This is a genomic window from Mesorhizobium sp. HAY1-8B, assembly GCF_056868045.1.
The window spans coordinates 4547057-4567713 of the sequence record NZ_CP200321.1 but is presented as its reverse complement, the minus strand read 5'-3'; the positions used below and the strand labels follow the sequence as shown (position 1 = coordinate 4567713).

25 protein-coding genes are annotated in these 20657 nt (G+C 62.8%); 10 read left to right on the top strand and 15 right to left on the bottom strand.

All coding sequences use genetic code 11. The annotated features are described in order from the left end of the window. Positions 1–61 precede the first annotated feature (61 nt). The 5 genes from urtB to AC1VON_RS21870 all read left to right on the top strand — a co-directional run bounded on the left by urtB (position 62) and on the right by AC1VON_RS21870 (position 4870). Positions 62–1678 carry an urea ABC transporter permease subunit UrtB gene (gene urtB, locus AC1VON_RS21890; RefSeq protein ID WP_483124818.1) on the top strand — a complete coding sequence of 539 codons (1617 nt, stop codon included), beginning with the start codon at positions 62–64 and terminating at the stop codon, positions 1676–1678. Beyond that, positions 1675–2904, top strand: coding sequence for an urea ABC transporter permease subunit UrtC (gene urtC, locus AC1VON_RS21885; RefSeq protein ID WP_483124817.1), 1230 nt, complete (start codon positions 1675–1677; stop codon positions 2902–2904). The genes urtB and urtC overlap by 4 nt, the downstream gene beginning before the upstream one ends. A 3-nt stretch (positions 2905–2907) precedes the next feature. Further along, complete coding sequence (gene urtD / locus AC1VON_RS21880) at positions 2908–3654, top strand: urea ABC transporter ATP-binding protein UrtD (RefSeq protein WP_056576773.1); 747 nt, start codon at positions 2908–2910, stop codon at positions 3652–3654. Positions 3655–3725: 71 nt separating this feature from the next. Then, complete coding sequence (gene urtE / locus AC1VON_RS21875) at positions 3726–4421, top strand: urea ABC transporter ATP-binding subunit UrtE (RefSeq protein WP_172350375.1); 696 nt, start codon at positions 3726–3728, stop codon at positions 4419–4421. A gap of 272 nt (positions 4422–4693) precedes the next feature. After that, on the top strand, positions 4694–4870 hold the full coding sequence (locus tag AC1VON_RS21870) for a hypothetical protein (RefSeq protein ID WP_172350376.1): 177 nt from the start codon (positions 4694–4696) through the stop codon (positions 4868–4870). Between the two features lie 110 nt (positions 4871–4980). Here the strand turns inward: AC1VON_RS21870 and AC1VON_RS21865 are convergent, their stop codons facing one another. Continuing rightward, positions 4981–5160 (bottom strand): hypothetical protein, encoded by a 180-nt coding sequence (locus tag AC1VON_RS21865; RefSeq protein WP_483124816.1) that lies wholly within the window; start codon positions 5158–5160, stop codon positions 4981–4983. On the opposite strand from AC1VON_RS21865, the gene AC1VON_RS21860 reads away from it, so the two are divergent. Beyond that, complete coding sequence (locus AC1VON_RS21860; protein WP_483124815.1) at positions 5144–5329, top strand: ester cyclase; 186 nt, start codon at positions 5144–5146, stop codon at positions 5327–5329. The genes AC1VON_RS21865 and AC1VON_RS21860 overlap by 17 nt on opposite strands. Positions 5330–5387: 58 nt before the next feature. After that, on the top strand, positions 5388–5759 hold the full coding sequence (locus AC1VON_RS21855; RefSeq protein WP_483124814.1) for a DUF4260 domain-containing protein: 372 nt from the start codon (positions 5388–5390) through the stop codon (positions 5757–5759). Between the two features lie 6 nt (positions 5760–5765). On the opposite strand, the gene AC1VON_RS21850 is transcribed toward AC1VON_RS21855, so the two are convergent. The 9 genes from AC1VON_RS21850 to AC1VON_RS21810 all read right to left on the bottom strand — a co-directional run bounded on the left by AC1VON_RS21850 (position 5766) and on the right by AC1VON_RS21810 (position 14274). Next, positions 5766–6914, bottom strand: a complete 1149-nt coding sequence (locus AC1VON_RS21850; protein ID WP_483124813.1) for a GGDEF domain-containing protein — start codon at positions 6912–6914, stop codon at positions 5766–5768. Between the two features lie 170 nt (positions 6915–7084). After that, positions 7085–7891, bottom strand: coding sequence for a DUF72 domain-containing protein (locus AC1VON_RS21845; RefSeq protein ID WP_483124812.1), 807 nt, complete (start codon positions 7889–7891; stop codon positions 7085–7087). 43 nt (positions 7892–7934) lie between these two features. Continuing rightward, a complete protein-coding gene (locus AC1VON_RS21840) occupies positions 7935–8399 on the bottom strand; it encodes a GNAT family N-acetyltransferase (protein ID WP_172350381.1) in 465 nt (154 codons plus the stop codon). After that, positions 8396–8806 (bottom strand): DUF302 domain-containing protein, encoded by a 411-nt coding sequence (locus tag AC1VON_RS21835; protein ID WP_483124811.1) that lies wholly within the window; start codon positions 8804–8806, stop codon positions 8396–8398. Before AC1VON_RS21835 ends, AC1VON_RS21840 begins: the two co-directional genes overlap by 4 nt. Next, entirely contained in the window at positions 8806–11727 is a 2922-nt protein-coding gene (gene uvrA / locus AC1VON_RS21830) for an excinuclease ABC subunit UvrA (RefSeq protein WP_483124810.1), read from the bottom strand. The genes AC1VON_RS21835 and uvrA overlap by 1 nt, the downstream gene beginning before the upstream one ends. 726 nt (positions 11728–12453) lie before the next feature. Continuing rightward, a complete protein-coding gene (locus tag AC1VON_RS21825) occupies positions 12454–12753 on the bottom strand; it encodes a hypothetical protein (RefSeq protein ID WP_172347038.1) in 300 nt (99 codons plus the stop codon). 88 nt (positions 12754–12841) lie between these two features. Continuing rightward, positions 12842–13447: an ATP-dependent Clp protease proteolytic subunit gene (locus AC1VON_RS21820; protein WP_172350384.1), complete on the bottom strand. Its 606-nt coding sequence runs from the start codon at positions 13445–13447 to the stop codon at positions 12842–12844. Positions 13448–13468: 21 nt separating this feature from the next. Continuing rightward, on the bottom strand, positions 13469–13945 hold the full coding sequence (locus tag AC1VON_RS21815) for an SRPBCC family protein (protein WP_172350385.1): 477 nt from the start codon (positions 13943–13945) through the stop codon (positions 13469–13471). Positions 13946–13959: 14 nt separating this feature from the next. After that, positions 13960–14274, bottom strand: coding sequence for an ArsR/SmtB family transcription factor (locus AC1VON_RS21810; protein ID WP_015317709.1), 315 nt, complete (start codon positions 14272–14274; stop codon positions 13960–13962). A gap of 226 nt (positions 14275–14500) precedes the next feature. Between AC1VON_RS21810 and AC1VON_RS21805 the strand changes: the two genes are divergently transcribed. Together AC1VON_RS21805 and AC1VON_RS21800 are read left to right on the top strand one after the other, a co-directional pair. Further along, positions 14501–15022, top strand: a complete 522-nt coding sequence (locus AC1VON_RS21805; RefSeq protein WP_056576800.1) for a single-stranded DNA-binding protein — start codon at positions 14501–14503, stop codon at positions 15020–15022. A gap of 146 nt (positions 15023–15168) precedes the next feature. Continuing rightward, complete coding sequence (locus AC1VON_RS21800; RefSeq protein ID WP_483124809.1) at positions 15169–15594, top strand: OsmC family protein; 426 nt, start codon at positions 15169–15171, stop codon at positions 15592–15594. Between the two features lie 18 nt (positions 15595–15612). Here the strand turns inward: AC1VON_RS21800 and AC1VON_RS21795 are convergent, their stop codons facing one another. From AC1VON_RS21795 to AC1VON_RS21785, 3 genes are all read right to left on the bottom strand, one after another. Further along, positions 15613–16242 (bottom strand): MarC family protein, encoded by a 630-nt coding sequence (locus tag AC1VON_RS21795; protein ID WP_140773427.1) that lies wholly within the window; start codon positions 16240–16242, stop codon positions 15613–15615. Positions 16243–16342: 100 nt separating this feature from the next. Next, positions 16343–16720, bottom strand: a complete 378-nt coding sequence (locus AC1VON_RS21790; RefSeq protein ID WP_483124808.1) for a VOC family protein — start codon at positions 16718–16720, stop codon at positions 16343–16345. 32 nt (positions 16721–16752) lie between these two features. Next, on the bottom strand, positions 16753–17283 hold the full coding sequence (locus AC1VON_RS21785; RefSeq protein WP_483124807.1) for a hypothetical protein: 531 nt from the start codon (positions 17281–17283) through the stop codon (positions 16753–16755). Between the two features lie 85 nt (positions 17284–17368). Between AC1VON_RS21785 and AC1VON_RS21780 the strand changes: the two genes are divergently transcribed. Continuing rightward, positions 17369–18253, top strand: coding sequence for a helix-turn-helix transcriptional regulator (locus tag AC1VON_RS21780; RefSeq protein WP_483124806.1), 885 nt, complete (start codon positions 17369–17371; stop codon positions 18251–18253). Positions 18254–18323: 70 nt separating this feature from the next. On the opposite strand, the gene AC1VON_RS21775 is transcribed toward AC1VON_RS21780, so the two are convergent. Both AC1VON_RS21775 and AC1VON_RS21770 read right to left on the bottom strand, forming a co-directional pair. Continuing rightward, on the bottom strand, positions 18324–18947 hold the full coding sequence (locus tag AC1VON_RS21775) for a ParB-like protein (protein WP_483124805.1): 624 nt from the start codon (positions 18945–18947) through the stop codon (positions 18324–18326). Further along, positions 18944–20647 (bottom strand): SulP family inorganic anion transporter, encoded by a 1704-nt coding sequence (locus tag AC1VON_RS21770; RefSeq protein WP_172350391.1) that lies wholly within the window; start codon positions 20645–20647, stop codon positions 18944–18946. Before AC1VON_RS21770 ends, AC1VON_RS21775 begins: the two co-directional genes overlap by 4 nt. Between the last annotated feature and the right edge of the window lie 10 nt (positions 20648–20657).

Sequence of the window (20657 nt, the reverse complement as noted above, 5' to 3'; positions counted from 1 at the left end):
GCGGGCTTTCTCCTCCAGTCCGCCCGGCGCGAAATCAACCTTTCGGAAGTCACCTGAAGCGATGAACCTGTTCCGCATGATTGGGCTGACGCTGTTGTTCCTGCTGGCGACGCTGTCGTCATCGGGAGCAGGGGAAGCCGAACTGCGTGGCATCATTGCCAAATTCGCGACGGCCAAGGGTTTTTCGGAGATCGGAACTGTCGTTCACGAACTGGCGGCCACCGGTGACCCGGCCGTTGAAGGGTCGCTTTCCGCACTCGCCGACGGCAATCTTTATATCCGCAAGGCCGATTCCCTGGTGTTCATCGGCAAGGAAGCCGGCGAAAGCGTCCAGCTTTCCGACCCGCTGAGCGGCGAAGCATCCGGCGAGGCGGCCAAGGACGGCATCACCAAGATCAAGGTCAACAACACGCTGCGCCGCGTCATTCGCGATGCGCTGGGCACGCTGACGCTTGGCGCCAAGGATCCGACCGTCCGCATCGCCGCCGCCGCCACCATGTTCAAGACACCCGACTCCGCCAATATAGAGCCACTCGACGCGGCGATCGCCAAGGAGACTATTGTCAGCGTCAAGGCTCTGCTCGAACAGGCCCGCGCCGCTTCGGTTCTTGTCTCCGACCGTCCGGATGCCGACAAGCTTGCGGCGATCGCACTGATCGGCGCGCGTGGCGATCGCGATGCGGTTTCCTTGCTCACGTCGGTCGAGGCCAACGCCTCGGGCGCCGTGAAGGAAGCCGCGACAGCCGCAATCGCGGACATCAATTCGACATTGGCCCTGTGGGATGCCGGACAGAACATCTGGTACGGTATCTCGCTGGGTTCGGTATTGCTGCTTGCCGCGATCGGGCTCGCCATCACTTTCGGCGTGATGGGCGTCATCAACATGGCGCATGGCGAGATGGTCATGCTGGGTGCCTACACCACCTTCGTCGTCCAGCAGGTGATCCGCACATCCTTTCCCGGCCTGTTCGACTGGTCGCTGGTGATCGCATTGCCGCTTGCCTTTCTGGTCGCCGCACTGGTTGGTCTCGCCATAGAACGCGGCGTCATCCGCTTCCTCTATGGCCGGCCGCTGGAGACGCTGCTGGCGACATGGGGGGTGTCGCTGATCCTGCAGCAGGCGGTGCGCTCGATCTTCGGGCCGACCAACCAGGAGGTCGGCAATCCCTCCTGGATGTCGGGTTCGTTCGATGTCGGCCAGTTGGCCATCACCTGGAACCGTCTGTGGATCCTCGTTTTCGCGCTCACCGTCTTCGGCGTGTTGCTCTACGTGATGAAGCGCACGCCCTGGGGCCTCCAGATGCGGGCCGTCACCGCCAACCGCCGCATGGCCGCCTCGATGGGCATCAGAACGCCATGGGTCGACGCGCTGACCTTCGCGCTGGGGTCCGGCATTGCCGGCATCGCCGGCGTCGCGCTCAGCCAGATCGACAATGTCTCGCCCAATCTCGGCCGCGGCTACATCATCGACAGCTTCATGGTCGTCGTCTTTGGGGGCGTCGGCAATCTATGGGGCACGCTGGTCGGCGCCTTCTCACTCGGCATCGTCAACAAGTTCCTCGAGCCCTATGCCGGCGCGGTGCTCGGCAAGATCGTCGTGCTGGTGCTGATCATCCTGTTCATCCAGAAGCGGCCGCGCGGCCTGTTCGCGCTCAAGGGCAGGGCGGTGGAAGCATGATCACGGGACGCTTCTTCGCCGCCGGCGCGGACCGCCGCATCGCCATCACCATTTTCGTCCTGTTGGCGGCGGCCATCATCGTGCCGCTGCTCAACCTGGCTGTTTCTCCGGCAGGCGCGTTCTACATCCCGTCCTATATCGTGGCGCTGACCGGCAAGTATCTCTGCTATGCGCTGCTGGCGCTCTCGCTGGATCTGGTCTGGGGCTATTGCGGCATCCTCTCGCTTGGCCACGGCGCCTTCTTCGCGCTCGGCGGCTATGCGATGGGCATGTATCTGATGCGCCAGATCGGCTCGCGCGGCGTCTATGGCAACCCGATCCTGCCGGATTTCATGGTGTTCCTGAACTACAAGGAATTGCCCTGGTTCTGGTATGGCTTCGACCATTTCTGGTTCGCCGCGCTCATGGTGCTTGCCGTGCCCGGCCTGCTTGCCTTCGTCTTCGGCTGGTTCGCTTTCCGCAGCCGCGTCACCGGCGTCTATCTCTCGATCATCACCCAGGCGATGACCTATGCGCTGCTGCTGGCCTTCTTCCGCAACGACATGGGTTTCGGCGGCAATAACGGGCTGACCGATTTCAAGGATATTCTGGGCTTCAACGTGCAGGCCGATGCGACCCGTTCGGCTCTTTTCGCCGTCAGCGCGGCGATGCTGGCGCTCGCCGTGTTCGTCACCTGGGCAATCGTCGGTTCCAAATACGGCAAGCTCCTGATGGCGGTGCGCGACGCCGAGAGCCGCACGCGCTTCCTCGGCTGGCGGGCAGAGAACGTGAAACTGTTTGCCTTCACCGTCTCGGCCGTCATGGCCGGCATTGCCGGCGCGCTCTACGTGCCGCAGGTCGGCATCATCAATCCCGGCGAATTCGAGCCGTCCAATTCGATCGAGGTGGTGATCTGGGCGGCCGTCGGCGGGCGTGGCACCATTGTCGGGCCGATCATCGGTGCGCTGCTGGTCAATGCCGGCAAATCCTGGTTCACCGGCGTGCTGCCGGAACTCTGGCTGTTTGCGCTGGGCGGGCTGTTCGTCGCCGTCACGCTGCTCTTGCCGAAGGGTATCATCGGCATGTGGGATTCCTGGCGCGGCAACGCCAGGGCCTTGCGGGCGGCATCGCTGGCCGAAGAGGCCGGCACCGATGGCGACCCGGCGCCGGCGAAGATCGTTCGCAGCGCGGCGACAAAGCCCGGCGACTGGTCGTCGTCCAGCCACGAACCGCAGCCGGCGGAGTAAGCGATGTCGAAGTCGAACACCATCCTTTATCTCGACGGCGTCTCGGTCTCCTTCGACGGTTTTCGCGCCATCAACAACCTGTCTCTTGTGCTCGACAAGGGCGAGATGCGCGCCATTATCGGCCCCAACGGCGCCGGCAAGACGACGATGATGGACATCGTGACAGGCAAGACGCGGCCCGACGAAGGCGAAGTGTTCTTCGACGGCCAGGTGGATCTCACAAGGCATGACGAGGCCGAGATCGCCATGATGGGCATCGGCCGCAAATTCCAGAAGCCGACGGTCTTCGAGAGCCACACGATCGAGGAAAATCTGATGCTGGCGCTGAAGGGGCCGCGCTCGATCTTCCCGGCGCTGTTCCACCGCCGCTCCGCCGCCGAGGCACGCCAGATCGATGATATTCTTGGCATCATACGGCTGGGCGACAAACGTAACGAACTGGCGGCCAACCTCAGTCACGGCCAGAAGCAGTGGCTGGAGATCGGCATGCTGCTTGCGCAGGATCCGAAGCTGCTTCTGGTCGACGAACCGGTGGCCGGGATGACCGATGCCGAGACCGAGGAGACCGCGCGGCTGCTCAAGGACATTGCGCGCGACCATTCGGTCATTGTCGTCGAGCACGACATGCATTTCGTGCGCGAACTCGGCGTCAAGGTGACCTGCCTGCATGAGGGCTCCGTGCTCTCGGAAGGCACACTCGATTTTGTCTCGGCCGACGAGCGTGTCGTCGAAGTCTATCTGGGGAGGTGAGCATGATCTGGCGGGTCCAATTCCATCGCTTCGATCTGGCCTTTCTCCGGTTCTGGAAAAGGCGCTGAGACATGCTCGAGGTTTCAAACGCCACGCTCCACTACGGCGCCGCCCAGGCGTTGCGTGGTGTTTCGCTGAAGGCGGGCGCCGGCAAGATCACCTGCGTGCTCGGCCGCAATGGCGTCGGCAAGACCAGTTTGATGAGATCGATCGTTGGCCATCACAGGCTGACGAGCGGAAGCGTTGCCTTCGAGGGGAAGGCGCTCGACCGGAGCGCGGCGTATGACCGCGCCCGGTCGGGCATCGCATTCGTACCGCAGGGCAGGGAGATCTTTCCCCTGCTCACGGTGCGCGAAAACCTGGAATCCGGCTTTGCGCCATTGAAGCGTGCCGACCGCAACGTGCCGGCGCATGTCTTCGAGCTGTTTCCGGTGCTGAAGCAGATGCTTGGCCGCCGTGGCGGCGATCTTTCCGGCGGCCAGCAGCAGCAACTCGCCATCGGCAGGGCGCTGGTGATGCGGCCGAAGCTTCTGGTGCTGGATGAGCCGACGGAAGGGATCCAGCCGTCGATCATCAAGGATATCGGCCGCGCCATACACTATCTGCGCGACCAGGCCGGCATCGCGGTGCTGCTGGTCGAACAGTATCTCGACTTCTGTCGCGAACTCGCTGACGAGGTCAACATCATGGATCGTGGCCAGATCGTCCACACCGGCCCGGCAGAAGATTTGGACCGGGCTGATGTCCGCAAATTTCTCACGGTCTAGAATCGGCACTGAACTTCAGCTTCTGGTTCGAATTCCTTGGCAAGTCCAATATTTCTTTCATCCGGCCATTCGCGTCTCTGGTGCATCAGGGACTGCATGCTAGTCTTTTTCTTGGCTTTGTGAGTTGGCCGCTTCCGTATCAGTCTGGTTATCGCAGATCCAGGGCGCGGCGAAGGCCGGGCAAGTTCCACGCAAGCAAGGCTTCCTAGCTTCCCTCCTGCGATCTCTGTCGTTCAAACGCGTTTGGGCACACAGCAGGCTAAGGGACAGCCATGGAACGTTACATCGAGGACTACCAGAAGCGGCGGCTTACCGAACGCGTCGACATCATCGCCGCCATCAACATCCTGAGGTCACAGGGCTGCGAATACGACGACCTGATCGAGGAGATCACCAAGGTCTTCTACGTCGACCTCGATGCCTTCAATGAGATCGTCATGGCGGCATAGATTGGCCGGGGCCGCCTCGCTATCCCATCGTAAAAGGCCCGGTGTCTGGTCGAGAACTCTTGTCCATAGCCGGCTCGTTTCCTTTCCGACCTGGCTGATATCCACGGCCATCAATCCGGCCCGGGCGATGCTCTGCGTTCCAGCAGCACGATCGCTGCTGCCAGCGTCTCGCGGTCGTCCTCGTCCAGAATGTTCTCCAGCCGGACTGCAATCCAACGCGCCCGTGCGGATCGCGATTGCTTCAGGATCGAGGACCAGATCGCAGAGGGCGACATGGTGACGACGCGCAAGTCTGTCACCGGTATTCTCACGGGGCGATTGCTGGGAGCCGGTCCCACGAATGCGCCGATCGCCATCGATGTCATCGATATCGTGCGCGTTCGCGACGGCCGCTACGCCGAACACTGGGGCATGAACAATCTGGCCGGCGTCGTGGCCGCGATCCGGGGGGACGCATGAAGAGGCCCCTTCTTAGCCGCGAGATCGTCGAACGAGCAAACTCATTGAGGAGCAGATGATGGCCGAGACCGTCCTATGGCAGCGCTTCGAGGGGGGTATCTTGTTCGGAACAGGCCTCCTGCTCTTCTGGCACGGCAACGGGTCGATACCGTGGTGGGGAGCGCTGCTGGCGTTTTTCGCCCCAGACCTCAGCTTCCTTGGCTATCTTCTGGGGGCCAGGACGGGCGCGTTCATTTACAACGCGGTCCACATCTACGGCTTCGGCGCGGCTGTGCTTGCAATTGGCCTCGTCGCGCCGGCTCCGCTTCTTGCTGGTCTCGGGTGGCTCTGGATTGCCCATGCGGGATTTGACCGCATGCTGGGCTATGGCCTGAAATTTCCGGAGGGCTTTGACCACACCCATCTTGGCCGCATCGGAAAGCGGCGGTAAGCGCGGTCAGCTCGCGCGTCGGAACGGGGAGGCAGTGACGCGGTTGCGGCCGCCACGCTTGGCGTCATAGAGCGCCTTGTCGGCGGCGCTGAGCACCTTGTCGAAGCTGAGGCCTTCTTTGCTGCCGAATGCAAAGCCGGCACTGACCGTGCAGTTCAGGGAACCGTTTTCGGTCTCAATCAAGCGCGTCGCGAAAGCGGTCCGGATGCGCTCCGCGGCTTCTTCAACCGTCTCCGGCAGAGTGCGCTTCAACACCAGCGCGAATTCCTCGCCGCCCATGCGCGCCGCGACGTCGGCCTGGCGAAGATTGCCGGCGAGTTCCCCGGCGAACACTTTCAACACCTGGTCACCCGCCGCGTGGCCGTATTCGTCGTTGATGGCCTTGAAGTTGTCGAGGTCGAAGACGACCACAGCGGTAAAGGCACCGACCGGGACACTGCCGTGCATGTCGAACAGGGCGCGCCGGTTGAGCAGCCCGGTCAAGGGATCGGTCAGGGCATCGCGGCGGTGGTGCCTCGCCAGACGACCCTGATTGAGCGCAAGCGACAGGGCGCCAATACCCGTCATGCTGGCGATGACCACGATGAGGCTCAGTTCCTCCGCCCAGTTGCTTGGTGCGTGTCCCAGGACCAGTTTTCCATCCCAGGCAAGAACCATGGCGCAGAGCGCGAAAGACGTGGCGGTGGCCGAATAGAGCGCGGTGATGCCGATCGTCAGGGCAGGGGCCTCGTTCCGGCACCTCCAATATTCGAATGCGGTGGCGAACAGAAGCAAGGCCGCGAACGAGTTCTCGAATATGAAGCCCAGGCCGTCATAGCCCAGCGCCATGGGGGGCAGCGTCACCACCAGCGAAATACAACCCAACAGCGTTCGCCTGACCGGTGAATCGCCCGTTCTGAACTGATAGGCAGCGCCCAGCATGGTTGAAAAGCCGATCAGCAGGAAACCCAGCGCGGCGATGCCGAGCAGCCGCCCGGGCATGTCGATATAGGCGTCATAGAAGAAGATATCGCCGACCACGAACACGAGGCTTATTGCCCATGTCAGCAGAAAACGCTCCGAACGGGCGGTTAGCCACATGCCGAACAATGTCAAACTCAGGCAGGCCGCGGAGAATCCGACAGCCAGCAGAAGCGAAGTGTAGTCGAGCGACATGCCCCTCTTTCCTTGCCGGCGGCGGTTCCAGTTCTGCGGCTTGGCGTCGCCGCATTCATGCAGCAAGGAAGTGTCGATAAGGTTACGATGGCGGCGAAGATGCCATCAAAAGGCGCTTTGCCAAGGGCAAAACGCATAGGTGGCGCTTATGGCATGTGGCCTGTTGCTCGTCAGTCCGCCAACCGTTTCATCAGCGCCATCGCCCCGAAGGGCGCGCGCACCTTGCCCTCGGTGATGAAGTAGACGAACACGTCGCGCGGCTGCACCGGAGCGTCGGTGGCGGGGTCGACACGCCGCAGGTCGGCCGGCTGCTTTCCTTCCGCCCAGATCCTTGCACGTGCCGCCCATTCATCGAGCCCCTTCGGCGTATAGCAGTCGGGATTGTCGTCTGAGCCGGTCTGCAGCCGGGCGTAAATGAAATCGCCGGTCACATCGGCGATATCAGGATATTTGGCATGGTCGGCATAGACGATCGCAGCCTTGTATTTGCGCGCGAGCGCGGCAAATTCCGGCACGATGAAACTGTCATTGCGCACTTCGAGTGCGTGGCGAAGCGCGACACCATCCTGCTTTTCCGGCAGCAGTTTCAAGAAGGCTTCGAAATCGTCCGGATCGAATTTCTTGGTCGGCGCGAACTGCCACAGGATCGGACCGAGCTTGTCGCCTAGAGCGGCAACGCCGGAACCGAGGAAGCGCATCATCGATTTACCGGCTTCGCCCAGCACACGCCGGTTGGTGACGAAGCGGTTGCCTTTCAGCGAATAGACAAAGCCGTCCGGTGCCTCGCTGGCCCATTTGACGAAGGTCGGTTCCTTGAAACTGGAATAATAGGTGCCGTTGACCTCGATGCTCGGCACCTGCCGGCTGGCGTATTGCAACTGCTTGGCCTTCGGAAGCTTGTCCGGATAAAAGGACGTGTCCCAAGGCTCGAAGGTCCAGCCGCCCATGCCGGAGCGGATTGTTCCCGATTTGCTCATTGTCGTCCTCCCGAATGCAGAAGTCTGGCCAAATTCAGAAAAATCAGACCGTCGTGGTTTCGTCGACCGGTTTTGCCATGTCGACCAGCACCCATCCTGGCCGGTAAGGATTGGGCCGGCGACCCGTTTCGCGATAGCCGTAAGCGAGATAGAGCGCGATGTTCCGTTCCATTTTCGCATTGGTGTAGAGCCGTATCTCCGGCAGGCCCCATAAGCGCGTCTGTTGATCCGCGTGATTGAGCAGCTTTATGCCGAAACCCTTGCCCTGGAAGGTGGGCGACACCGCGACGGAGAAGATCATCGCGTGATCCTCGTGCCGCTCCAGTGTGAGCACTCCGGCAAGCCCATCGCCGCTCTCCAGCAGCCAGACCTCGCCGTTGGCGATGCGCGGCGCATAGTCCTCGGTCACCGGGATCGGCGGTGCGTCGAGTATGGCGTTGTAGGGAGCGTAGGCTGCTTCCGTCAGCGCGACGATCGCGGCGAGATCTTCGGAGTGGGCAAGCCTCATGATTGATCCATTCCAGCGGCAGCGGCGATCGCCTTCTTCATGCCGGCAGCCATCGCCGCGACCGCGGCGCGGCTGGCTTCGCCCAGGCCATGGCGCTCGGCGATCCAGTTCGGATCATTGTAGGACAGCCAGATCTTACCGTCCTCATCCTCCCAGGCCAGCGCCTTCACTGGCAGGTCGATGCCGGCAAGTTGCCTGTCCTGCATGAGGGGTGTGCCGCCTCTGGGGTTGCCGAAAACCAGCAACTCGGTCGGCCGCAGCGAGGCGCCGACATCGCGCGCGCCGGCGGCATGATCGATGCGTGCGAAGACGAGCAGGCCCGCGCGCTTGACCAGCTCAGCAAGGCGATCGATGGTTTCGGTCACGCCAAAACGGCTCTGGGCCGTGATCAGACCATCCTCAGCCATCACTCAGCCGCTTCGCGTTTGCCTCCGGGGCGCCGCTCCAGCAATTCCTTGAGGAACTGGCCGGTGTAGCTGCGCTTTTCGCGCACGATCGCTTCCGGCGTGCCCTGGGCAACCAGTTCGCCGCCGCCATCGCCGCCTTCGGGGCCGAGGTCTAGCACCCAGTCCGCGGTCTTGATCACCTCGAGATTGTGCTCGATGACCACCACCGTGTTGCCCTGGTCGACCAGTTCATGCAGCACTTCCAACAGCTTGGCGACATCATGGAAATGCAGGCCGGTGGTCGGCTCGTCGAGGATGTAGAGCGTCTTGCCGGTCGCCTTGCGCGACAGTTCCTTGGCGAGCTTGATGCGCTGCGCCTCGCCGCCCGACAGCGTCGTCGCCTGCTGGCCGATATGGATGTAGCCGAGGCCGACCTGCTTCAGCGTGTCGAGCTTGTCGCGCACGCCGGGTACGGCGGCGAAGAAGTCGACGCCTTCCTCGACCGTCATGTCGAGCACGTCGGCGATCGACTTGCCCTTGAACAGGACATCGAGCGTCTCGCGGTTGTAGCGCTTGCCGTGGCAGACGTCGCAGGTGACGTAGACGTCGGGCAGGAAGTGCATTTCGATCTTGATGACGCCGTCGCCCTGGCAGGCCTCGCAGCGGCCGCCCTTGACGTTGAAGGAGAAACGCCCCGGCTGATAGCCGCGCGCCTTGGCTTCCGGCAGGCCCGCGAACCAGTCGCGGATCGGCGTGAAGGCGCCGGTATAGGTGGCCGGGTTCGAACGCGGTGTCCGCCCGATCGGTGACTGGTCGATGTCGATGACCTTGTCGAGGAATTCGAGCCCCTCGATGCGGTCATGCTCGGCCGGATGCTCGCGCGAACCCATGATGCGGCGCGAGGCCGCCTTGAACAGCGTCTCGATCAGGAAGGTCGACTTGCCGCCGCCCGACACGCCGGTGACGGCGGTGAAGGTGCCGAGCGGGATTTCGGCGGTGACGTTCTTCAGATTGTTGCCGCGGGCGCCGACGACCTTCAGGCGCCGGTTTTTTTTCGCCTCACGCCGAACACCAGGAGTGGCGACTTCAAGCGCGCCCGACAGATACTTGCCGGTGATCGAGTTGGGGTTGGCCATCACCTGCTGCGGCGTGCCCTGGGCGATGATCTCGCCGCCATGGATGCCGGCCGCCGGTCCCATGTCAACGACATAGTCGGCATGCAGGATGGCGTCCTCATCGTGTTCGACGACGATCACCGTGTTGCCGATGTCGCGCAGATGCTTCAGCGTATCGAGCAGGCGCGCATTGTCGCGCTGGTGCAGGCCGATCGACGGCTCGTCCAGCACATAGAGCACGCCGGTCAGGCCGGAACCGATCTGCGAGGCCAGCCGGATGCGCTGGCTCTCGCCCCCCGACAGCGTGCCGGAATTGCGCGACAGCGTCAGATAGTCGAGCCCGACATCGTTGAGGAACCGCAGGCGTTCTCGGATTTCCTTGAGTACGCGCACCGCGATCTCGTTCTGCTTGTCGTTGAGTTGGGCGGGGAGGTCGGTGAACCACTGGTCGGCCTTGCGGATCGAAAGCTCGGTGACTTCGCCGATATGCTTGCCGGCGATCTTCACGGCCAGCGACTCGGGCTTCAGCCGGTAGCCCTTGCAGGCGGGGCAGGGCGTTGCCGACATGAAGCGCTCGATCTCCTCGCGCATCCAGGCGGATTCGGTCTCTTTCCAGCGCCGCTCGAGATTGGGGATGACGCCTTCGAAGGTCTTGGTCGTCTTGTAGGAGCGCAGCCCGTCATCATACTGGAAGGTGACTTCCCGCTCGCCGGTGCCGCGTAGAATCGCGTCCTGGGCCTCGGTGCTCAGATCCTTGAACTTGTCGCCGAGCTTGAAATTGTAAGCCTTGCCCAATGCCTCGAGCGTTTGCACGTAATAGGGCGAGGTCGACTTCGCCCACGGGCTGACGGCGCCGTCGCGCAGCGACACGTTTTCGTCCGGCACAACGAGATTGGGGTCGATGGCGCGCTGGCTGCCGAGACCGTCGCAGGTCGGGCAGGCCCCGAACGGATTGTTGAACGAGAACAGCCGCGGCTCGATCTCGGGAATGGTGAAACCGGATACCGGGCAAGCAAACTTTTCCGAAAACAGGATGCGCTCATGCGTCTCGTTCTTGGACTTGTTGACCGAATCCTCCCCGGTCTGGCTGGAATCGAGCGGCTTGTCGGCAAACTCCGCCACCGCCAGCCCCTCGGCGAGCTTCAGCGCTGTTTCGATGGAGTCGGCAAGACGCGTGGCAAGATCACCGCGCACGACGATGCGGTCAACGACGACGTCGATGTCGTGCTTGTACTTCTTGTCGAGCGCCGGAACATCCGCGATCTCGTAGAAGACGCCGTCGACCTTCACGCGCTGAAACCCCTTCTTCTGCAATTCCAGCAATTCCTTGCGGTATTCGCCCTTGCGGCCGCGCACGATCGGCGCCAGCAGGAACAGGCGCGTGCCTTCCTCGAGCGCCAGCACCCGGTCGACCATCTGGCTGACCGTCTGGCTCTCGATCGGCAGGCCGGTGGCCGGCGAGTAGGGCACGCCGACACGGGCAAACAACAGGCGCATGTAGTCGTAGATCTCGGTGACGGTGCCGACCGTCGAGCGCGGGTTCTTCGAGGTGGTTTTCTGCTCGATGGAGATGGCAGGCGACAGGCCGTCGATCTGGTCGACGTCAGGCTTCTGCATCATTTCGAGGAATTGCCTGGCATAGGCCGACAGGCTCTCGACATAGCGGCGCTGGCCTTCGGCATAGATGGTGTCGAAGGCGAGCGACGACTTGCCGGAGCCGGACAGGCCGGTCATGACGATCAGGCTGTCACGCGGCAGGTCGAGATCGATGTTCTTCAGATTGTGTTCGCGCGCCCCGCGAATGGAAAGGAATTTATGGTCGGCCATAGCCGGTCGCCGCCTCAGATCTGGAATTCGTGGGATTGGCTGGTTCTTCCCGGCCATCCCCTATGTAGGTCTTTTTGCCGCCACGTCGAGAGACGCCCACAACTCCCGACAGAAGTCGTTTAACCGCCTTTCGCGCGAACGGGCAAGCGGAAAGAACAAAGGCTGAACACGCTCCTGACAAAGCTGTGCAAAAACTGGCACGGCTGTTTTCAGAAAACTGACTGGCACGTAACCTCCCGGCGATCACATTTTTCCGTAACCGGCTATTGATGGTTGACGCGGCCGGCTCACAGGAGCAGTCTTGGGCAGTCAGCGAAGCCGGCCGTCTTTCGATGGCCTCGCCGCCCCAAGGCGGCCTGCGAGACGCCGCAGGCATTCGCGATTTGCGCTTCGCGACGGCAATGTCGCAACGGACACAGGAGCGGAGCATGACGCCACCGGACAGTCCCCAAGGGCTCCACGTCTCGTTGGAGCCGCGGCAGGCATAAGTGCCAGGGTTTAGCGTTTGCGCCGCCCGGTAAACCGTGACTTGCCGTATTCCCTAAAAATTAGAGACTGCTAGTCGGATCGTCGGCTGACGCCGCGAAGCATCCGAAATCCAACGCCGGCAGTACACTCCCGGCAAAAAATGGATTTGAGATCCAGAAAAGCCCCGTCCGTTTGCCCAAGGCACGGCGGGGCTGTTCTTTTGAGGAAATGGCTGAACTGGCCTTGGTGGAGGGCTGCTCACCTCGGGGGCTTGAACCCGCCCGTGGCCATATCGACCGTGATGCTGCCGGAAATCCTGACATCCGTATCGCCGATCTTGAACGTGCCGTTCCCGTTGCTGGGGAATGCGTCGTCGGGTTCCGGTTGGGGAGCCGGCTTGGCGATGCGATAATCGCCGGCCACGCCGGGCAGGGCGCCTTTGTGCGCCGGCGGTGCGCTGTCGTCGGCGAGTGCCATGCCGCTCGCAAGGCTGGCGAAAGTGAGCGCCGCGGCGGCGATGACGCGATGCGACGTCCTGGGCGAATAAGTGTCGATCATTCCCGGATTATAGGGACGAGCCGCTGCCGGAACCAGACCGGTGTCGTCAAATCTTCGACAACCGCCAGGAATCCGATCTGGCTTGGGTTTATGCCGCCCTTTTGCGCGTATCGAAAACGTGGTCGACAATACCCCATGCCTGGGCCTCGCGGGCGGTCATGAAATGGTCGCGGTCGAGCGTGCGTTCGACCTCCTCATAGCTGCGGCCGCAATGCTGGGCATAGAGTTCGGCCATATGCCGTTTGGTCTTGCCGATCCGCTCGGCATGGCGCTGGATGTCGGAAGCCTGGCCCTGGAAGCCGCCCAGCGGCTGATGCAGAAGGATGGTGGCGTTCGGCAGCGCGATGCGGCGCCCCGGCGTGCCCGCCATCAGCAGGAACGACCCCATCGAGGCGGCAAAACCCATGCACACCGTCGATACCGGGCAACTGACATATTGCATCGTGTCGTAGATGGCGAAGCCGCTGGTCACCACGCCGCCCGGCGAGTTGATGTAGAGCGAGATCTCCTTGTCGGGGTTATCCGACTCCAGCGACAAGAGCTGCGCGCAGACAAGCGCCGAGACATCGTCGTTGATCTCGCCATTGATGAAGACGATGCGCTCGCGCAGCAGCCGCGAGAAAATGTCGAAGGCGCGTTCGCCGCGGCTCGATTGCTCGACCACCATCGGCACCAGACTGGCAATACCGCTCATTTTCTTCTCCGATTTACGTGTTCAGGCCGCACGCAGCACAAGGCGCGGTGTGTTCGCCGCGATGGGCTTTCCTGCCCCGCGCGGCCCCAGCGAAAGCCGGCAGCCGGCGCCTGCCATGGCGACGGCAGGCATCGCCTTGCGGGAAAATCCGTCATGGACGATGCGCAGATGCGTGCCGCCCGAAACGGTGCGGGCGAGCGTGAAGGTGACGACGCTGTCGAGAGGATCCTGCCGTGCGGGATCGTCCGGCTGCTCTCGCCAGGAATAGCGCAGGAGGCGTTCGGGCTCGGCGTCGAGGATTTCGCATTCGATCGCAGCGTCCATCCCGGCGAAGGCAAAACGATTGCCGATTTCCGGCGTGATGTCGTTGGGCATCATCCAGGCGGCGAGCAGTTCCGGAACCGTCAGCGCCCGCCAAACCTTTTCCGGCGGCTCCGCAAGGTCGTATTCGAACTCGAGCGCATCCGAGGCGGCTTCGCTTTGGCTTTCGGCGTTCATTGATCCGACTTCCTTCACTGATCCATGTCCTTCAAAACCGTCTTCAGCCTTTCGATGCGCTCCGGCCAGAAGGTCCGGTAGCGTTCGATCCAGGAGAGCAAGGGGGCAAGCCCCTGCGGATCGGCACGATAATAGGCGTTGCGGCCGGCCCGCCGCTCGACCACGAGGCCCGCGCCACGCAGCACCGCCAGATGCTGTGAGACGGCCGGCTGCGACACAGTCAGGCCGCTGCGCAATTCCGACACGCTCATCTCGCTTGTGGCGAGGCGCTCGAAGACGGCGCGGCGTGTCGGGTCGGCCAGGGCGCGGAAAATCTCTGCTTCGATCATGACAAAAGCATAAGTTGATACTTATTGATTTGGCAAGTGCTGTTTTGAAACCCATATGAAGGCCCTCGGCATTGCTGCCATTCCTTGACAATCAGCAGCAGTGCATATAGGAACGAAAAGGGAACAAAAACCTTGTGGGAAAAGCCAGCCTTAGCAGGCGGCTGACGTGCGCAGCCTGTAAGGTGCTGCGACAAAAATTTGTTTCGGATGAGCGCGGAGAAAAATCATGGCGGGTAGCGTCAACAAGGTCATTCTGGTCGGCAATCTTGGCGCGGATCCGGAAATTCGTCGCCTGAACTCGGGCGAGCCGGTCGTGAACATCCGCATCGCCACGTCGGAAAGCTGGCGCGACAAGAATTCCGGCGAGCGCAAGGAAAAGACCGAGTGGCACAATGTCGTCATCTTCAATGAGGGCATCGCCAAGGTAGCCGAGCAGTACCTGAAGAAGGGCATGAAGGTCTATGTCGAGGGCCAGTTGCAGACGCGCAAATGGCAGGACCAGACTGGCGCCGACAAGTACACGACGGAAGTCGTGCTGCAGAAATTCCGTGGCGAACTGCAGATGCTCGATGCGCGCGGCCAGGGCGAGGGCGGCCAGGTCGGCGGTTATTCCGGTGGCGGCAGCAGCCGTGGTTCCGATTTCGGCCAATCCGGCCCGAACGAAAGCTTCAACCGTGGCGGCGGCGCTCCCAGGGGCGGCGGTGGCGGTGGTTCGTCGCGCGAGCTGGATGACGAGATCCCGTTCTGATCGAAAGCAATACCGAACGGCTGACGTCGCCAGATGACTGACGTTACGTGATCGATACGCCCCGAGGGTCCTGATGGACTTTCGGGGTTTTGCGTTGTTGATTTGGCCTGACAGCAGGTGCGATCTGGGACTGAAAGGACAAGGCGGTGAAGGCACGGGTAAAATGGGTCGAGGAGCGCACCTTCGTCGGTGAGTCCGGCAGCGGTCACAAGCTGGTGCTGGGAACGGCGTCCGGACCTGAAGGCAAGACACCGGGCCCTAGCCCGATGGAACTGGTGCTGATCGGCACCGGCGGCTGTTCGGCCTATGATGTCGTGCACATCCTGGAAAAAGGCCGTGAGGCGGTTGAGGACTGCGTGGTCGAGCTCGATGCCGACCGGGCCGAGACCGAGCCAAGGGTGTTCACGCGCATCCACATGCATTTCATCGTCAAGGGCAGGGCGCTCTCGCCCGACAAAGTCAAACGGGCGATCGACCTGTCGATCGAAAAATACTGCTCGGCCTCGGCAATGATGGCCAAGACCGCCACGATCACGCATGATTTTGAGGTTGTAGACACGTTGGCGAAGTAGGGCAGTAGGGACTGCCGCTCATCCCACCATCAATGCCTTGATGCCGTCGGCGACGAACTGAACGGCCAGCGCGGCCAGGATGACACCGAGCAGGCGGGTCAGGATCGAGCGGCCGGTCTGGCCAAGGATGCGGTCGATGCGTTCCGACAGCACGAACACCAGATAGGTGATGGCCAGGCAGACGAAGATGATGCCGACGAGTGCGGCCTGCGCGGCGAAGCCCTGAAACGAGCCGGAGAGCAGCACCGTCGCCGAAATCGCGCCGGGGCCCGCGATCAGCGGGATCGCCAGCGGGAAGGCGGCGATGTTGTGGATCATATCCTTGGTGATGGCGACGTCGCCGATCTTCTCCTTGCGGTCCTGCCGGCGCTCGAACACCATTTCGAAGGCGATGAAGAACAGCAAAAAGCCGCCGGCGACGCGGAAGGCCGGCAGGGTGATGCCGAACACCGACAGGATGGAGGCGCCCGCAACCGCGAACAGCGCCATCACCAGGAAGCCGATGACCGAGGCGCGCACCGAAACCTGCTGGCGCTCCTCGCGGTTCATGCCGCGCGTCACGGCCAGAAACAATGGTGCCAGCCCGGGCGGGTCGATGGTCACGAGAATGGTGACGAAGGCATTGAACAGGCTGTCGAAACTCGGCATCGCTGATCCCTCCCGCCGGGCCGAGCCCGTTCCACATTGGTAGAGCAAAGCCCGGTCGGTGGGAACAGTCAGGACTGCGAAAGCACGGCTCCCGGCAGGGTTAGCCAGCAGCGTTGCAATAGGCCTCCAGGCGATAGCCGTCCGGGTCCAAGACAAAGGCAGCGTAGTAGTTTTCACCATAGTCGGCGCGAAGACCCGGACCGCCATTGTCGATTCCGCCTTCGCGCAACGCACCGGTATGGAAGGCCTCGACGCCGTCCCGCGTTGGTGCGGCGAAGCAGAAATGCAGGCCGGATTCTCCGTCCGCCGCTACTGGCCGCGTCGCCTCGTTGACCCATAGCGCGACACTCTGGGCACCATAACCGAACGAACCCGGTGACTGGCTGAGGCAGCTATAGCCGAGAGGTCCCAGCGCTGCGTCATAGAAGCGCTTCGAGGCATTGCTGTCGCGAACGCCTATCGAAATATGGTCGAACATGGTTTTCTCCATTGTTACAAGGTGTTGCGACGTCAGGTTGTTGTCTCTCGCCGCGCCAGGAACTCGACTTCAAGCCGCCAGGTCGCGCCATTGTCGTGCGAGCGCTCGCCGAGCCATCGAAAGGAGTTCTCGGTAATCCGCGAAAAACTCCAGCGCACCGAGGAACCGGTGCCGTCGGCGCCGACCTGCACGATCGTGTCGCCCTCGGCACGGCCGAGCTGGCGGCTGAAATACTGGCTGCGTGGATCGCTCCAGAAGATGTGCCAGACGTCCGTGCCGGGATCATAGACCCGCAGCGTCGTGCCATAGAATGTCCACTTGCCGAGCAACGGCGAGGGGCCGGTGCCGCGCGCGGGCAGGATCCAGACATCCTGGATGGCGCGGCCTTCCAGTACCCAGCCGAAATGCACTTCGCCGCGTCCGGTCAGCACGCTGCCGTCCTCGAGGTGGCGCGAGGCGTCGAAGGTCCAGGCGCCGACGAAGCGGCCGTAGAGATTCAGTTTTTCGGCAAGCCCGCCGACCGGTCCGGGACTGTGCAGGGCTTCGGCGAAGGGGTCGAACATGGCTGCGGTCTCTTTCTGTCAGGAGACCGCGAGGAGTAGGCGCCGACGGGGTTCTGGGCTTGGGAAAAATTGCTATATTTCGGCCATGACGGCGACGACCCGCACCCTCGCATTCGGACCCGGCTGGCACGTCGCGGACGTGATCTGCACGGCCGGCGCCGGCGACCGGCCGTTCGAGGAATCCCATCAGGATTTCTGCGTCGCGGCGGTCACCAGCGGCACGTTCCGCTACCGTACGCAGCAAGGCACCGCGATGCTGGCGCCGGGCGCACTGCTGCTCGGCAATTCCGGCACCTGCTATGAATGCGGGCACGAGCATGGCAGCGGCGACCGTTGCCTCTCGTTCCATTTTGGACCGGCCTATATGGAACGGATCGCCGCCGGCGTGCCGGGTGCCCGAACCCTCGCCTTCGAGGTGCCGCGCCTGCCGCCCTTGCCAGCTTTGGCACCGCTGCTGGCCGAGGCGGAAGCCGCGCGTGAGATGGCCGACAAGGATGCCTTCCAGGAACTTTCCCTGCGCATGGCGGGCGCGGCCTTGACCACGACTTCCGGCGCCACGGCTGTCCCGCGCAAGCCGAGCCGCCGCGATCAGAAACGGGTGGCCGAAGCCGTGCGGCGGATCGAACTGGATGCCGACAGCCCCGTTTCGCTCTCGGCACTGGCGGATGAGACGGCGACCAGTCCCTATCATTTCCTGCGTATTTTCCGGCAGGTTGCCGGCATGACGCCCTACCAGTTCCTGCTCAAGACCCGCCTGCACCGGGCAGCGGTGCGGCTGCGCCTGTCGGATGATGCGATCTCGGCGGTCGCCTTCGACGCCGGCTTCAACGACCTGTCGACGTTCAATCGCCGGTTCCGGCGCGTCATGGGCGAGACGCCAGGCGATTATCGCGCTCGCCGGTCAGGCAGCACCGGCATGCGCGCACCTAAAGCGCGTCGCGTTGAAACGGATTCATGCGACCCGTTTTAGGTTTTGCTTTCATGCATGTCGTTCTTCCAAAACCGAGGTCATTTTCGGGCATGCATAAGCCGAGGCACGATCAATCCGATGTCGGTCCGCACCAGCCCGGCAGATAGTCCGCGTCCTTGCCCTTGGCGAGCGTCAACGCCTCTTTCATCGCCTTGTCGAAGTTCTTCGCAACCGCATTGCGGTCGATGCGCCGACGAAGGAAATCCGCCCAGATGAATTCGCTGAACGGCGTCGTGTCCTTGGCGAAGCCGCCTTGCCGGCGTAACTCGCCGGCCATGCTCCTATAGGGATCATCGATCAGCTCGCCGATTGTCTTCGGAATTGCCGAGTAATCGCGGCGCCGGCCGTTCTCGTCGAACGGGTGCATCCAGCCTCTGTTATCGAGCACGAAAAGAAACGCGTCCTTGTCGAGCGCGGACAGGTCGCTGATCACGGTCACAAGCACGTCCTTGACGCCTTCCTCGAGCAGGGCGCGAGCGAGGTGATGGTGATCGGTGACGTAGTTTCGATTCTTGGGACCCAATACGACGGGCACCATGTGTCTGCCGAGAAAAGCGCCGGTCTTCTTCTGGGCGTCCTGTTCCCGGATCATCTGGCGTTTCAACGCAACTTCCCGCATGCCGACGGTTATCTGCGTCGGCCTAAGGTCCGCGACGGGCACCGGCGTGACAAAGGGTTCTCGGGGGTCGATCATGGCACTCTATCCTGCTCTTGCTGCTGCCGTGTCCCCGGACCAAGCGATTTGATCGCCGCATCGACGCTATGGAAGATTCGCTGCGGGCCGATGAGTTCGGCAATGCCAAACCGCGCCAAAGCCGCCTGCGCGCGCAGCGATTCCAGCCGGGCGATGGCAAAAATAGCGCCTGACTTGCGGCAATGGACGATGGTGTCTTTCAGCGCCTGCGCGGCGGTGTAGTCGATTTCGACGATGTTGCTGGCCTCCAACACGACCAGTTTCACGGTTTCGTTGCGGGCGTCGATGAGATCGCAAAGGCCGCGCTTGAAGCGGTCGGCGTTGACGAAGGACAGCGGCGCCTGGAACGCCGCCACCAGCACCCCCGAGAGTTGTTCGCCGGCACCGGGCTTACCTGGTGGCCACCAAACGGAGGTGCCCGGCACCTGTTCCAACTCGATCGGCAGCGTGCGGGTCGCGCTCCAGATCCCGTGCAGCAGTGACAGGCCGATGCCGACCGCCACGCCGGTCGCGATCGGCAACACCACGATTGCCGCCATGGTGACCAGGATCAATACGAATTCGACCGGCGCCTGCCGGTAGACATTGGCGAACACCTTCCAGCGCAATATGTGCTGGGCAACGAACATCAGGACGCCGGCAAGGGCGGCCTGTGGAACATTGGCGAGCAGGCCGCCGCCAAAGGCGCCGAGCGCCAGAACGATCGCCGCGGCAATGAGGCCGGACAGTTGCGAGCGGCCACCCGACTGGGAGACGATTGCCGTGCGCGGCGGGCTGGCATTGACGGCAAAGGCGCCGAACAGGCCTGACACGATGCTCCCGGCGCCGGCGCCGACGAAGTCGCGGTTGACGTCGGGGGCGTCGTCCTGCTGCGAGGCGAAGGAACGCGAGGTGGCGGCCGTCTGCACCATGACGACGATGGCGATCAGCAGCGCAAGCGGAACCAGCGCCTGTACATCATCGAGGCCGGCCTCCGGCAGGGAGGCGCGCGGCAGGCCGTTTGGCAGGGCGCCGAGCACCTCGACGCCGTGATCCCTAAGGCCGAGGACGACGACCGCAAGCGTGGCAAGGACCATGCCGATCAAGGCGCCAGGGATGCGGGCGCTGATCCGTTCCGAGCAGAACACGATCGCGAACACGCCAAAGCCGAGCCCGAGGGCCCATGGGTTGGTGAGATGGAGACTGCCGGCAGTCTCGCCGATACGCCGCAAGGTCCCGCCGCTCTCGGCAGGCAGGCCGAGAAGCCCTGGCATTTGCGAGAGGATGATGTGGACGGCGATGCCGGCCAAAAACCCCGTCGTGACCGGCACCGACAGGAGATCGGCGATCCAGCCGAGGCGAAAGATGCCGCTCAGCGTCACGATCAACCCGACCATCAATGCCAGCATGGCTGCCAGGGCCAGATAATGCGGCGAGCCGGATGTGGCGAGCAGCGCCAGGCTGCCGGCAAATAGCGGCGTGATGGTCGAATCCGCGCCAACCGAGAGGTGGCGATTGGCGCCAAACAGGGCAAATGCCACCGAGCCAGCGACAAAAGCCAAGAAGCCGACCTCGGGAGCAAAGCCGCCGAGCCGGGCGGTTGCCATCTGCTCGGGAATGGCGATCGCGGCCAGTGTCAAACCCGCGACCAGATCGCCATTGATATGCCGGGGCTGCCAGCCGCTCAACGTTCGCAAAGGCAGCCACCGGCTCCGATTCATCGTGCTTGCG